At 53.3% G+C, this 12,727-nt stretch carries 11 protein-coding genes and 2 tRNA genes; 7 read left to right on the forward strand and 6 right to left on the reverse strand.

Features of this window, described 5'->3' with window-relative positions:
• Positions 1–148: 148 nt before the first annotated feature.
• Positions 149–1,243, reverse strand: a complete 1,095-nt coding sequence (gene dinB / locus C7120_RS00840; RefSeq protein ID WP_107619959.1) for a DNA polymerase IV — start codon at positions 1,241–1,243, stop codon at positions 149–151.
• A gap of 220 nt (positions 1,244–1,463) precedes the next feature.
• Here dinB and C7120_RS00845 point away from each other — a divergent pair, with 220 nt between their 5' ends.
• Complete coding sequence (locus tag C7120_RS00845; protein WP_107619960.1) at positions 1,464–2,882, forward strand: alpha-L-fucosidase; 1,419 nt, start codon at positions 1,464–1,466, stop codon at positions 2,880–2,882.
• A 39-nt stretch (positions 2,883–2,921) separates the two neighbouring features.
• Here C7120_RS00845 and C7120_RS00850 read toward each other — a convergent pair whose 3' ends face one another.
• Complete coding sequence (locus C7120_RS00850) at positions 2,922–3,500, reverse strand: manganese efflux pump MntP family protein (RefSeq protein ID WP_107621332.1); 579 nt, start codon at positions 3,498–3,500, stop codon at positions 2,922–2,924.
• A gap of 186 nt (positions 3,501–3,686) precedes the next feature.
• Here C7120_RS00850 and C7120_RS00855 point away from each other — a divergent pair, with 186 nt between their 5' ends.
• Positions 3,687–4,121, forward strand: coding sequence for a hypothetical protein (locus C7120_RS00855; RefSeq protein ID WP_107619961.1), 435 nt, complete (start codon positions 3,687–3,689; stop codon positions 4,119–4,121).
• A gap of 118 nt (positions 4,122–4,239) precedes the next feature.
• Here the strand turns inward: C7120_RS00855 and C7120_RS00860 are convergent, their stop codons facing one another.
• A complete protein-coding gene (locus C7120_RS00860; protein ID WP_233246988.1) occupies positions 4,240–5,310 on the reverse strand; it encodes a carbohydrate-binding family 9-like protein in 1,071 nt (356 codons plus the stop codon).
• A gap of 95 nt (positions 5,311–5,405) precedes the next feature.
• Here C7120_RS00860 and C7120_RS00865 point away from each other — a divergent pair, with 95 nt between their 5' ends.
• Complete coding sequence (locus tag C7120_RS00865; protein ID WP_107619962.1) at positions 5,406–5,885, forward strand: low molecular weight protein-tyrosine-phosphatase; 480 nt, start codon at positions 5,406–5,408, stop codon at positions 5,883–5,885.
• A 125-nt stretch (positions 5,886–6,010) separates the two neighbouring features.
• Here C7120_RS00865 and C7120_RS00870 read toward each other — a convergent pair whose 3' ends face one another.
• The gene (locus C7120_RS00870) at positions 6,011–6,430 is read right to left on the reverse strand and encodes a hypothetical protein (protein WP_107619963.1); all 420 of its coding nucleotides are present in this window, start codon (positions 6,428–6,430) and stop codon (positions 6,011–6,013) included.
• Between the two features lie 55 nt (positions 6,431–6,485).
• Here C7120_RS00870 and C7120_RS00875 point away from each other — a divergent pair, with 55 nt between their 5' ends.
• Positions 6,486–7,829 (forward strand): glycoside hydrolase family 28 protein, encoded by a 1,344-nt coding sequence (locus C7120_RS00875; RefSeq protein ID WP_107619964.1) that lies wholly within the window; start codon positions 6,486–6,488, stop codon positions 7,827–7,829.
• A 1-nt stretch (position 7,830) separates the two neighbouring features.
• Positions 7,831–8,832, forward strand: a complete 1,002-nt coding sequence (locus C7120_RS00880; protein WP_233246989.1) for a bifunctional methionine sulfoxide reductase B/A protein — start codon at positions 7,831–7,833, stop codon at positions 8,830–8,832.
• A gap of 83 nt (positions 8,833–8,915) precedes the next feature.
• Here the strand turns inward: C7120_RS00880 and C7120_RS00885 are convergent.
• Positions 8,916–9,000 (reverse strand) — tRNA-Ser (locus C7120_RS00885).
• Between the two features lie 222 nt (positions 9,001–9,222).
• Between C7120_RS00885 and C7120_RS00890 the strand changes: the two genes are divergently transcribed.
• Positions 9,223–11,802 carry an endonuclease MutS2 gene (locus tag C7120_RS00890; protein WP_107619966.1) on the forward strand — a complete coding sequence of 860 codons (2,580 nt, stop codon included), beginning with the start codon at positions 9,223–9,225 and terminating at the stop codon, positions 11,800–11,802.
• Between the two features lie 52 nt (positions 11,803–11,854).
• Here C7120_RS00890 and C7120_RS00895 read toward each other — a convergent pair.
• Positions 11,855–11,928: transfer RNA gene (locus tag C7120_RS00895), tRNA-Thr, on the reverse strand.
• Positions 11,929–12,157: 229 nt separating this feature from the next.
• Here C7120_RS00895 and C7120_RS00900 point away from each other — a divergent pair.
• Positions 12,158–12,718: a DUF4199 domain-containing protein gene (locus tag C7120_RS00900; protein WP_107619967.1), complete on the forward strand. Its 561-nt coding sequence runs from the start codon at positions 12,158–12,160 to the stop codon at positions 12,716–12,718.
• The last annotated feature ends 9 nt before the right edge of the window (positions 12,719–12,727 follow it).

Below are 12,727 nucleotides of genomic sequence, written 5' to 3' on the forward strand. Positions count from 1 at the left end.
TTGGCCCATCCGATGGGATGGTTGAGTTTCATTATCATGCGTGGCGGCGAGATTCTGTTCTGCAAAGATACTGTTTTTAGCCGAGAAAACATAATGGCTCTCGCTCTTTTTATTCCACCCGGCGTCGTGGAAAACCGGCCGGAGTGCTTCAGTCCTCGAATGGCAGGCTACCCTCTATCCACTCGGGATGCCTCACGAGCTCATCCTCGGTGTGCGGGTTGCTCACGCTCAAGCCCATCAACCGTATCGGATGACTGCCGGAATACTCCACCTCGGCGAGCAGTTTCTTGGCCAATGGCAGGATGTCGGCTTTCGTCTTCAAAGGCTTATGGGCCGTCAGGCTCCGCGTAATCTGGGTAAAGTCGGCGTATTTCACCTTCAGCGTGAGCGTCTTCCCTATGAATTCCGACCGCTTCAGACGGCCTACCAGCTCGAGGACGGTGTGGTAAAGTTCGATGAGAACGGCCGATTTCAGGCTGATATCCTGCGTGAAAGTCTGTTCGCAACCCACCGACTTCCGGATATATTCAGTCTCCACGGGGCGGGGATCGATGCCCCTCGCAAAGTCGTAATAGACTGCTCCCACTTTTCCGAACACGGTTATCAAATGATGCTTGCTCACTTCGCGAAGCTGTTCGCCCGTGAAGATACCCATGGAGTGCATGCGCACGGCGGTCTTGGGGCCCACCCCCCAGAACTTCTCGACCCTCAACCGTGAGACAAAGGCCATCGCCTTGTCCGGGTGAATAACAAAGAGGCCGTCTGGTTTACGGTAATCAGAGGCAATCTTTGCCAGAAACTTGTTGTAGGAAACGCCTGCCGAAGCTGTCAGATGCAGTTCCTCTCGGATTCGGCGGCGGATATCCTCTGCTATGTCGACGGCCAAGGGCATGCCTTTCTTATTGTGCGTTACATCCAGAAAGGCCTCGTCGATGGAGACGGGCTCTATCAGGTCAGTATAGTCGAGAAAGATGCGGTGCACCTGTTCGGAAACAGCCTTGTAGTGATGAAAGTCGGGCAGCACGATCATCAGTTGCGGGCAGAGCCGCTTGGCCACCTGTATCGACTGAGCGGAGTGGACTCCGAACTTGCGCGCCTCATAGCTTGCCGTCGACACGACACCGCGCTCGCCGTCGAAGCCTACGGCCACCGGCTTGCCCCTAAGCTCCGGCTTATCCCGCTGCTCCACGGCAGCGAAGAAAGCATCCATGTCTACATGTATGATTTTGCGTTCCTCCATCATCGTGCAAAGATAACAAAATATCCACAAAGGTGGCGTGAAGGAGAGCAAAAAAAACTGTAGAAAAGACGGTCTGCGAGCATCTTTTACACTCCGTAAGACCGCAGGAAACAGGAGTGCAGGTCTGTTGCGCCTCTGCCTCCGACAAACTGTAACTTTTCCCGAAAACACTTGGACGATTGCCGGATAATGATTATCTTTGCACCATCTGAAACTTTCTATCATGAAACACTGGGCTATCCTTTTCCTCCTCTGCCTCTCCCTTATGGCACATGCGCAATGGCGCATCCATCCTGAAGACTACGACATATCGCAAAAAGACATTGCCCGGGCCCGACAACTCATAGAAACCCCACTGGCGGAACCCGTCGTCTTCCCGAATCCGAGTGCGGGGGCCCAATGGTTTCCGACGGCAGGACTGGGACTCTTCATGCACTGGGGAATCCATAGTGTGGAGGGAGTGCAGCCCTCATGGAACATGATTAAGGGATTCCGCTATGCCGGCCGCAACCCCCACAGCCGCAAGACTTACTATGCCATGGCAAGGAAATTCAAGCCGAAAAACTATCTGCCGGCAAGGTATCTCAAAGCTTGCAAGGAGGCGGGATTCACCTATGCCGTGCTTACCTCCCGCCATCACGACGGATATGCCTTATGGCCCTCTAAATACGGGATAGGCACCAAGCAGTATCTTAACGGACGCGATCTGATCAGGGAATATGTGGACGCCTGCCGGAAAACAGGACTGCGGGTAGGCATCTACTATTCGCCGCGCGACTGGCACTATCCCGGACAGATGCGCGATGAGGAGTTTGTGGAGAAGACTCGCAAGAACCTGTTCCCCATTACCGACTCAACACAGAACGAAAAAGACTATGTGAAGTTCCTCGGCTATGTCATGGCACAACTTGAGGAACTCCTGACGAACTACGGAAAAATTGACCTTCTGTGGCTTGACGGCATGGGATGGCGAGGAGTTCAGGAAAAGAATACCGAGAAAATCTATGCTTGGATTCGCTCTCTGCAACCTCATATTGTCATCAATGACCGATGGGCCAACCTCGTAGATCCTGATAATCCTGACGGCACAAGCGTGAGTATCGGCGACTTCACCACGCCGTTTGAATGCACAACTCCAACCTACCTGCCCTATAAATGGTGGGAATACGAGGACCTCTGGACATCAGGGGGCGGATGGGGATACGACAAGAAGGGAAAGTTTCGCAGCATGGGGTGGTTCTTCAGGTCGTTGACCGCCGCCCGCTCCTTAGGAGGAAACTTTCTGGTAAACATCGGCCCGGACAGGAACGGCAACATGCACCCGAACTTCTATCACATGATGGACTCGCTGACAACATGGATGATATACGGTAAGGAGTCGGTTGCGGGAACCCAAATGACGCCGGGACCCGAACTGGCAAATGTCCCGCTCACCAGCAGAGGGCAGGACACCTTATACGCACACATCCTGCCGAACTCAAAAGCGCAGATTTCCATAAAGACCGGAAGAAAGCCGAAAGAAGTGCTCTTGCTACGCACCCTGAAATCCCTGCCATTTATTTATCGCGAAGGCTATCTGCATTTCACCGTTCCCAAGCAGCAACGCACCAAGATGGACGATGTAACGAGAATTATCCTTTGAGGTTTTCCTGACGAGCAACCATGCGCGGCCAGCCCCGTGCTACAGGCCGGACAGATGGCTGACAAGAATCTTTATGCCTATAAAAACGAGAATAATTCCTCCAAAAAGCTCGGGCTTCACGCGTCTCGACATCGTAACACCAAAATGAATTCCCAAAAGACAGCCAGCCACACCGAGGACTATTGACGCTATGCCGATGGCAAGCAACGGAAACAAAAGGCTCCCAAGGGTGGTATAGCCAACGCAGACAAACGATATCCCAACAGCCAAAGCATCGATGCTCGTAGCCAAAGCCAAGGCTATCTGGCTATTCAGCTTGGCTGGATTAAACGGATGCTGTTCCCTTTCCTGAAACGACTCGACGATCATCTTGCCGCCAATCAAGACCAGCAACGCAAACGCAATCCAGTGGTCATAAGCCTCTATGTAACGGGAGAAACGCGCTGTAAGCGACCATCCTATCAAGGGCATGGAAGCCTGGAAGAACCCAAAAAGGAAACCGAGCCGAACCATCACCCCCCAATCTGGTTTCTTAAGGATTACGCCACTGACAATAGCCATCGTGAAACTATCCATCGCCAAGGCCACGGCAAGAACGAGTATGTCAAGAAAACTCATCATAACGCTTCGTACGACAGCGGCAAAGTTACGAAAAAATATTCACATGCCACTATGATATCCATCATTTTTAAAAATAAAACGAACGGTAAATAAAAAACAAAAAAATACTTGATTTGTATTACGATTTTATTATATTTGCAAAAATAAAACCATCGATGAACCATAAACCTAAAACAAAAAATTATGATTCCAGAAGAAAACAATGTAATTGAGGAGACCCAGCAGGAGGTTAAGGAAACCACAGCTGAAGTCCAGGAGAATGTTGAAGAGGCTGCCAATAGCGAGAAACCTCAGAGTTCACTTGAAGATATTGTCGATCAGGCAAAGGATAAAGTCGGGAATGTGCTCAACGACCTGAAGGAAAACGAGCATGTGAAAGCCGTACAGGAAAAAGTAGAAGGGGTCATCAAAGACCTCAAAGAGAATGAGAGTGTGAAGGCTGCCCAGCAGAAAATGGAAGACACGATCAACGACTTGAAGAACAATGAGAGCGTGAAAGAAGCCGTCGACTTCGTCAAGGAGCATGCTGACAAGGCCGGCGACGCCATTCAGGATGCCGTGGAAGAGGTACAGAAGTGTAGCTTCTGGCAGAAACTCAAGGGACTCTTCAGCAAATAACGCCCGCTAAGGCAATTGCCATTCCCCGCCCCTGACTTCCCTTGTTTCGATAAGGAAAATCAGGGGCGGGAATGGTTTTTAAGGACAACTGACCACATGGACCTTAGTCTGGCTTCGGTCATTGTTTTGATTTCAGACTCTTCTTAACAAACCTGCTGTTATAGTCGAGCGAATAGCTGTCGCTCTGGGTGTTTACCGTAATCTTGAACATCGTGTCCGTGGCCTCAAGCCGCATCTGCGAGCCACCGGGCAACAGGGCCTTGTCGGCGTCGCCAAGGCCGAAGTCGGCTATCCGCTGAAGATACCTGCCATTTTTCTCCTTGGCCTCGACCTGTGCGTAATACATGGCCCACATCAGTCTATAGACATTCATGTCGTGCGGCCAGATCACCTCCTCCTGTCCCTCGCCCACGGTTTTTCCCGAGAAATAGAGATAGCCCCAGCGCTCCGGCATGTGCATGTTTATGGCCCCCGTTGCGCTCCACACCCAGTTTTCCTCCGGCTTTGAGAGCCACTCTACGCGCGAGAAATTGATTCTCCAACAGTTTCCCGCCTTGAGCAAATGCTCAAAACTGGTCTTCACGGCGTTCTTCGGAATCGCCATCTCCACGGTCCACGCCCGGTCTTTATCCTTACTGTTGTTCAGCGTTCCGTCGATATAGACGGCGGTCTTGATGCCCGGACAGTCCCATTGATCGAAGAAATTGCCCTCATTCCGGTAAGGGCGATTGAGCAACAACTCAAACAGCGTGTTGAACGCATTCAGCTCTATCTCATAGTAAGACTCGCAATCATCGTCCGGATCGATGAACACCTCGAAGTCATTATCACGATAGATGATGTCGTCATGACGAGTCAGCGTGGCCTTAATATCGGGCTCTTCAAGTTCCGCGGCGATGTAGAGGCAATCGTCATCCCACATCATTTTCGCCCGGGTGAGATACTTAGGCTTGGCGAATCCCTCGCCACTGATATCCTCAAAGTCTTCCGTCCATACCGCCTTCTGCCAGTCGGCCTCCGTCAGATGTCCGTCGATGACGGGCTTGGCAGTAGCGCGATAGGCCACATAACTGCGCGGAGTGGTGAGCCACCGCTCGTATTTCCGAATAAGCGACTGCGCCGGAGCCTGCGTGCACAGCATGGCTGCCATGAGAGCGGCAAGACCTTTTATGATTCTGCGATTTTCCATATAAACTCTAATTTGTTGTAACTGCTTGTCTGCAAATTTAAGACTTTTTCCCGAAAAGCCAGGATTTTCTGCCTGAAAATGTTTACTTTTGCCGTATGAATCAGAAGACAAACCCCAAATACAGGCTGCTGTTCGTCTGTCTCGGAAACATCTGCCGCAGTCCCGCTGCCGACGGCGTGATGCATGCCCTCGTGCAGAAGGCCGGGCGCGAACAGGAGTTCCACATCGACTCTGCCGGCATCGGCGACTGGCATATGGGTCAGCTGCCCGACCCGAGGATGCGCCGCCACGGCACTGCCCGCGGCTACGATTTCTCGCATCATGCCCGCCAGTTCCGACAGGAAGACTTCAGCCGGTTCGACCACATCTATGTAATGGACGAGGCCAACTACAAGGCCATCACACGAATGGCGCGCGACGAAGAGGAGAAAGCAAAGGTGCATATGCTGCCCGACTTCCTCCACGCACATGTCGCCGCCACCATTCCCGACCCCTATTATGGCGGCGACCCCGACTTCGAGTATGCGCTCGACCTGATAGAAGACGCCTGTGCCACGCTGCTGGCTGCCTTCTAACTGTCCGTGGGCGGCAGGCTCTGGCAAGTTTTTCTCGTAATTCAGATGACTCGCCGAAGCGATTTTCCTTGTAAAAAAGCCTGATGGAAAGGATCAGGACGAGGCTGGATTTGGCACTTTTTAAGTTAAAAAACAAGACGGAAAACAGCTGCGGAAATCCTGAAAATAGAAGTCGGAAAGACCGTGAAAGACCCTTTTTTCATCCAAAAACGGCTGCCAGAAAAGTAAAAGACGGCTAAAAGGCTTGCTGAAAACGGCTTTCTGCCCCGCCATTTGCCGCTTTTCACAAGGTCGGAAGCCGTCAACTGCGTAACAGAACGCGGCCTTTTGCCCCGAAAATCGTCATTTTTCCTAAACTCTCTCACCCCTTTCCATCTTAACTCCCTATATATCAGCAGCTTGCAAAAACCGCTCAAAACTCGCTCATTTGCCGACAACTTTCCTTTCGCCGGATGCGAGGGCACTCTCGCAAGCCCAATTTTAACATTCCTGCCATTTTTAGTTCCAAATATGAAACCATCTTTTTTCCCAGCCGAAACTTGCATATCGGCCGAAGATTTCGTAACTTTGTAGCCGACAGAATCAAATCAGGGACAAGACATGCACCTATTGCTATCCATCCTGGTCAGCATCCTGACCTTCGGTGCCGTCGGCGACGGAAAGACCGACAACACGCAGGCCATCAACGAGGCTGTCGCGGAGTGCGCCCGCCAAGGCGGTGGCGTGGTCAGCGTGCCGCGGGGAGAATTCCTCTCGGGCACCATCCACATGAAGAACCGCGTGGTGCTCCGGCTGGAGCGGGGAGCCGTCTTGCGGGGCATCGACAACCTCGCCTCCTACGACTGTCTGCGCCCCATGAGCGACCTGACAAGATATGAGAGCGGGCGCGGGACCGTCAACTTCAACAGTGCCACCGACCCTGTCTGGTCGCAGGCCCTCGTCCATTTCGTGGGCATCAGTCATGGCGGCATTGAAGGCGAGGGCACCATAGACGGCGGACAAGTGTTCAACCCCCGGGGCGAGGAACATCAGCGAGGTCCGCACACCATACTCATAGCCAACTCCAAAAACCTATGTTTCAAGGACTTCAAGATAGTAAGAGCCTCTAACTATGCCATTCTCGGATACGAGGTCGACAAGAGCTCGTTCACCGGCATCCGCATCACAGGAGGCTGGGACGGCATCCACATCCGGGGCTGCAACCATGTGAAGATAGACCGCTGCGAAATGCACACCGGCGACGATGGTATCGCGGGGGGATACTGGAACCACATCCGCATCACGAACTGCACGCTCAACTCGTCGTGCAACGGCATCCGCATGATTCAGCCCTCACGGAATATGCTCGTCGAAGACTGCACCATCTACGGCCCGGGAGCGGAGAAGCACATTACTTCGGGCAACCGCAACTCGGCCTATGCCATCAGTCTGGAACCCGGGGGATGGGGCTCCGCACCCGGAAGACTCGACAACATCACGCTCAGGAGAATCAAGGCCACGACCGTGCTCGCCCCCCTCTCCGTAACGCTGAGCGAGGAGAACACCCTCGGACGGCTGGTCGTCGAAGACCTCACGGCGCGCGACATCACCCGCATGGCACTCTCCGTGAAGAGCTGGGGCACGGCGCGGAGCGAGCAAGTCATCATCCGCAAGGCCGATCTGGAGTTCCGCGGCATCGACGACCCGAAGGTCCCGGAGTGGTTCGAGGGCCGCCCCACGAGCGAATGGCCTTATTTTCCCAGCTATGCCATGTATTTCCGCAATGTCGACAAAGTGAGCATCCGCGACTCTAAGTGCCGCTTCACCGGTAAGGACTATCGAAAAGCCGTAATTTATGATCATGTAAAAAACTATGAGGAGAAAAACTTATTGCACAATAGCATCCATGCTGGCGCTGCTCTTCCTGTCATGTCAGACAAACGGGCAAAACAGCAGGGCCAATAGTATGGACGACAGCAAGACGGAGAAAGTGGTAGCGGCCGACACCCACCACTATGCCAAACCCTCGGAGGAGGAGCTCCGGAGGAAACTCACGCCCGAGCAGTTTGAGGTAACGCAGCACGCCGCCACCGAGCGCCCCTACACCAACTCCTACGACCAGGAGTTCCGCAAGGGCATCTATGTCGACATCACGACGGGGCAACCCCTCTTCCTCTCCACCGACAAATACGACTCCGGATGCGGGTGGCCCGCCTTCTCGAAGCCCATCGACGAGAGCCTCGTCAAGAGCAGAACCGACCGCTCGCACGGCATGACGCGCACCGAAGTGCGCAGCAGCCTCAGCGATTCGCACCTCGGCCATGTATTCAACGACGGCCCGAAGCAACTGGGCGGTCTGCGCTACTGCGTCAACAGCGCGTCGCTGCGCTTCATCCCCGAGGAAGAAATGGCCGAGAAGGGATATGGCGCTTATTTGAAACTATTAAACAAACAGAACATGAAAGAGATTTATTTGGCCGGAGGATGCTTCTGGGGAACCGAGCATTACTTCAAACAGATAGAAGGAGTAGAGAATACTGAGGTGGGCTATGCCAACGGCATCACCAAGAACCCGACCTATGAGGAGGTGTGCACAGACCGCACGCAATTTGCCGAGACCGTGCACATCAAGTACAACCCAGCTGTCATCAGCCTCGAGTTTCTGCTCAATATGTACTTCCAGGCAATAGATCCGACGAGCCTCAACCAGCAGGGGCACGACCGCGGAACGCAGTACCGCACGGGCATCTACTACACCGACGACGCTGATCTGCCCACGATCCGCAAGGTAATGGCCGAGCAGCAGAAAAAGCAAGCCAGCCCCATCGCCGTAGAGGTGAAACCCCTCACCAACTTCTATCATGCCGAAGAGTATCACCAAGACTATCTCGAGAAAAACCCCGCAGGCTACTGCCACCTGCCACAGTCGCTTTTCGAGTATGCCCGCAAGGCGAAGATGAAGAAATAGGCCAGACAAGAAAGAATCTTCGAGGCTTGCCGCAAATTGCCGAAATCAAAAAAAGACTTGCTCCTGAAGAGCAAGTCTTCTTGCGGAAAGGGAGGGATTCGAACCCCCGGTACCTCTCGGTACGACGGTTTTCAAGACCGTTGTAATCGACCACTCTACCACCTTTCCTTACGATTCGGGGAACTGGCTCTGGCCGAAAAGCGAGTGCAAAGGTATGGATTTTATGCGAGAAAGCAGAAATGAAGGGAGAAAATCGCCGCCTCATTAACTATTATTAACAAACGCGATTGGCGGACATTCTCGCAAAAGGAGTAATTTTGCAAAGCCTCATGGCAAGAAGACCCTGCCAGAAAGAGGAAATGCCCGTCATAACACGCCATAGACAGAACGATGATATATCCAAGAAACTTTGAACAAAAGATAGGATTCAGCGAGGTGCGGGATCTGCTGAACACCCGTTGCCTGACAACATTGGGAAAGGCGCGCGTCGCCCAGATGGACTTCTCAACCGACACGGAGCTTATCAACCGGCAGATGGAACAGACACGCGAACTCCGCCGCATACGACAGGGAGAGGAAGACCTGCTCCTCGGAACATTCTCCGACATCCGCGAAAGCATGAAACGGCTGCGCCTCGCGGGCACTTATCTTGAGGAAGAAGAGCTCTTCGACCTTCAACGAACGCTCCAGACAATACATGATCTGGTGAAGTTTCTGAGCCATGGAGAGGAGACCCCCGACGGCCGGACGGTCTATGACTACCCTGCCCTGGCAGAACTCACCGACGGCGTCATCCCCATGCCTACTGTCATCCAGCGTATCATGCAGGTGCTGGACAAGTTCGGACATATCCGCGACAGCGCCTCGCCCGAGCTGGCCGACATCCGCCGGGAACTGACCCGGACACAGAATTCCCTATCGGGCATCCTGAACAACATCCTCCTGTCGGCACAGAAAGATGGACTCGTGGATAAGGAGGTGGTGCCCACCCTGCGCGACGGACGCCTGGTATTGCCCGTGGCACCTGGGCTGAAACGCAAGATTCGGGGAATCGTCCACGACGAGAGTGCCAGCGGTCGCACGGTCTACATAGAACCGGCGGAAGTCGTCGAGACCAACAACCGCATCCGCGAACTCAAGAGCGAAGAGAGGCACGAGGTGTTGCGCATCCTCCGCGAGACAGCCAACTTTGTCCGCCCGCATTGCGAGGAAATCCTCTTCTCACTCGAATTCCTTGCGCAGGTAGACTTCATACAGGCCAAGGCCGACCTTGCCGAAAGCATGCGGGGCATGGAACCGGAGGTGGAAGACCACCCCCACATCGACTGGGTTCGTGCCGAGCACCCGCTCCTGAAGCGGTCGCTCGAAAAACACGGAGACAAATCGCTCGTCCCCCTCGACATCATGCTGACAGCCGAAAAACATATCCTGATTATCTCAGGACCTAACGCCGGAGGAAAGTCGGTCTGCCTGAAAACCGTGGGACTGCTGCAGTATATGCTCCAGTGCGGCCTGAGCATTCCCGTAGGCGACCGCTCGAAGGTGGGCGTCTTCCACGACATCATGATCGACATCGGCGACGAGCAGAGCCTCGAGAACGACCTTTCCACTTACTCCTCTCACCTGCTCAACATGAAGAACATGATGAGGCAGGCCGGCAAAGACACCCTCATCCTCATCGACGAATTCGGAACAGGCACGGAACCGGCCATCGGAGGAGCCATCGCCGAAGCCGTGCTTGACCATCTGCTGAACGACGGAGCATGGGGCGTGATTACCACCCACTACCAGAATCTGAAGCACTTTGCCGACAATCACGAAGGAGTGGCCAACGGAGCCATGCTCTACGACCGGGGCGAAATGCGCCCGCTCTTCCAGTTGGCCATAGGAAGACCGGGAAGTTCGTTTGCCATCGAGATTGCCCGGAAGATCGGCCTGCCGGAAGATGTCATCCGTGAAGCCTCCGAAATCGTGGGCACCGACTATATCCAAAGCGACAAATACCTGCAGGACATCGTGCGGGACAAACGCTACTGGGAAAACAAACGACAGAGCATTCACCAGCGGGAAAAGGAACTGGAACAGCGCATCGCGCACTATGAGGCCGATATCACCCGTATCAACGAGGAACGCAAGGAAATCTTGAGGAAAGCCAAGCAGCAAGCCGAGGATCTCCTCGGCGAGACCAACCGCAAGATAGAGAACGCCATCCGGGAAATCCGGGAGAACCAGGCACACAAGGAGGAGACGCGCCGCATCCGTGAGGAACTGGAACAATTCAAGGAAGATGTGGCGGAAATAGATGCCCGGGAGAACGACGACAAGATTGCCCGCAAGATAGCCCAGATACAACAGCGAAAGGAAAGAAAGGCCCAGCGCAAGGCAGAAAAAGCCGAACGCGACGAGAAAGCAACAGAAAGCCTGCGCAAGGCGGGCATGAAAAACGCAGGGGCGAACGGCCCGGTCGCCTTACAGGAAGGCGATTCCGTCCGCATCAAAGGCACGAAGTCGATAGGCACCCTGGAGAGCATGGACGGCAAGATGGGCACCGCCATCTTCGGAGGAATGAGAACCCGCATCCGCCTTGACAGGCTGGAACGCACGGAAGGGCAAGTCGCCCGGGAAACGGAAGATGAGCCCAAGACAAAGGCCGACGAACTCAAGGAAAGTCTGCAGGCCTTTCATATTTCTCACATGACCCAGAATATCATCGACGACCACCGCAGGAATTTCCGTCAGGACTTGGATGTAAGAGGCATGAGGGGCGACGAGGCTCTGGATGCCGTGCAGTATTTCATCGACGACGCCATACTCGTGGGCATCCCGAGGGTAAGGGTTCTCCACGGCAAGGGAAACGGCATCCTCCGCCAGCTCATACGCCAGTATCTGACAACAATTCCCAATGTAACGCATTTTGCCGACGAGCATGTACAGTTTGGAGGGTCAGGAATAACGGTAGTCGACCTGTAAGGCGAAAACAGGAAAAGGAGCCAGGCAAAAGCCTTGCTCCTTTCCTTCGAAGAGCCTCTTGTCGGATTCGAACCAACGACCCCGAGATTACAAATCACGTGCTCTGGCCAACTGAGCTAAAGAGGCGGGTGGGCAAGCGATTCTTATCGCGCCGCTACGACCTTCTGCCCTTGCTATGTTCCCATCCTGGGGGATTCAAAGGGAGCTGGCCGTAAGAGACTTGCCCGTTTTGCGGATGCAAAGATATACAATTAAAATGAGAAATGAAAAACGAGAAATGAAAAACAGGCCTTCTTTAACTTATTTTATAAAATAACTAAAAAATCGAAAGATTATATCTTATGTATAAGATAAAATGCGTATTTTTGCACTTGATATGACTTTTGCAGAAGCATTGACACAGGTAAGGGCCTTTGCCCGTCAGGACGGACTTATACTGACTCTCGTATGGATTGGCAGTTTTGTCTCGGTTCTCTATATTCCACAGTCGGTAATAGGGTCGCTTCTGGCCATGGCAACGCCTTTCGTCGTCATATGGAGACTGACAAAATTTCGCAATAACGCCCTAAATGGGATCATCTCGTTCCGCCGTGGCCTTGCCTATTCATGGCTCACCTTTTTCTATGCGAGCTTGCTCTTCTGCCTCGCCCAATACATCTACTTCCGCTTTCTTGACCACGGACTGTTCAATTCCATATTGATTACCGCCACTCAAGTCGTGTCGGAAACCTACCAGACACAAGGATTTGACACACGGGATTTCAAGGATGCCATCGAGAGATTCATGACCCTAAAGCCCATCCAGCTGTCATTGATATTCATGATGCAGAACATATTCATGGGCACCATCATGTCTCTGCTCATCGCGACACTGTGTATGCGACGAGGGCCCTATAAGAAAAACTTCAGACAATAAACCATATTA

This window comes from Prevotella sp. oral taxon 376 (assembly GCF_003043945.1).
GTDB lineage: Bacteria > Bacteroidota > Bacteroidia > Bacteroidales > Bacteroidaceae > Prevotella.

Bases quoted from the DNA above. Each gene is read 5' to 3' on its own strand.
- C7120_RS00850 (WP_107621332.1), bottom strand. From the start codon at position 3,500: ATGAGTTTTCTTGACATACTCGTTCTTGCCGTGGCCTTGGCGATGGAT.
- C7120_RS00900 (WP_107619967.1), top strand. From the start codon at position 12,158: ATGCGTATTTTTGCACTTGATATGACTTTTGCAGAAGCATTGACACAG.
- C7120_RS00875 (WP_107619964.1), top strand. From the start codon at position 6,486: ATGCACCTATTGCTATCCATCCTGGTCAGCATCCTGACCTTCGGTGCC.
- C7120_RS00880 (WP_233246989.1), top strand. From the start codon at position 7,831: ATGGACGACAGCAAGACGGAGAAAGTGGTAGCGGCCGACACCCACCAC.
- C7120_RS00865 (WP_107619962.1), top strand. From the start codon at position 5,406: ATGAATCAGAAGACAAACCCCAAATACAGGCTGCTGTTCGTCTGTCTC.
- C7120_RS00845 (WP_107619960.1), top strand. From the start codon at position 1,464: ATGAAACACTGGGCTATCCTTTTCCTCCTCTGCCTCTCCCTTATGGCA.
- C7120_RS00870 (WP_107619963.1), bottom strand. From the start codon at position 6,430: ATGCAAGTTTCGGCTGGGAAAAAAGATGGTTTCATATTTGGAACTAAA.
- C7120_RS00890 (WP_107619966.1), top strand. From the start codon at position 9,223: ATGATATATCCAAGAAACTTTGAACAAAAGATAGGATTCAGCGAGGTG.
- C7120_RS00855 (WP_107619961.1), top strand. From the start codon at position 3,687: ATGATTCCAGAAGAAAACAATGTAATTGAGGAGACCCAGCAGGAGGTT.
- C7120_RS00860 (WP_233246988.1), bottom strand. From the start codon at position 5,310: ATGGAAAATCGCAGAATCATAAAAGGTCTTGCCGCTCTCATGGCAGCC.
- dinB (WP_107619959.1), bottom strand. From the start codon at position 1,243: ATGATGGAGGAACGCAAAATCATACATGTAGACATGGATGCTTTCTTC.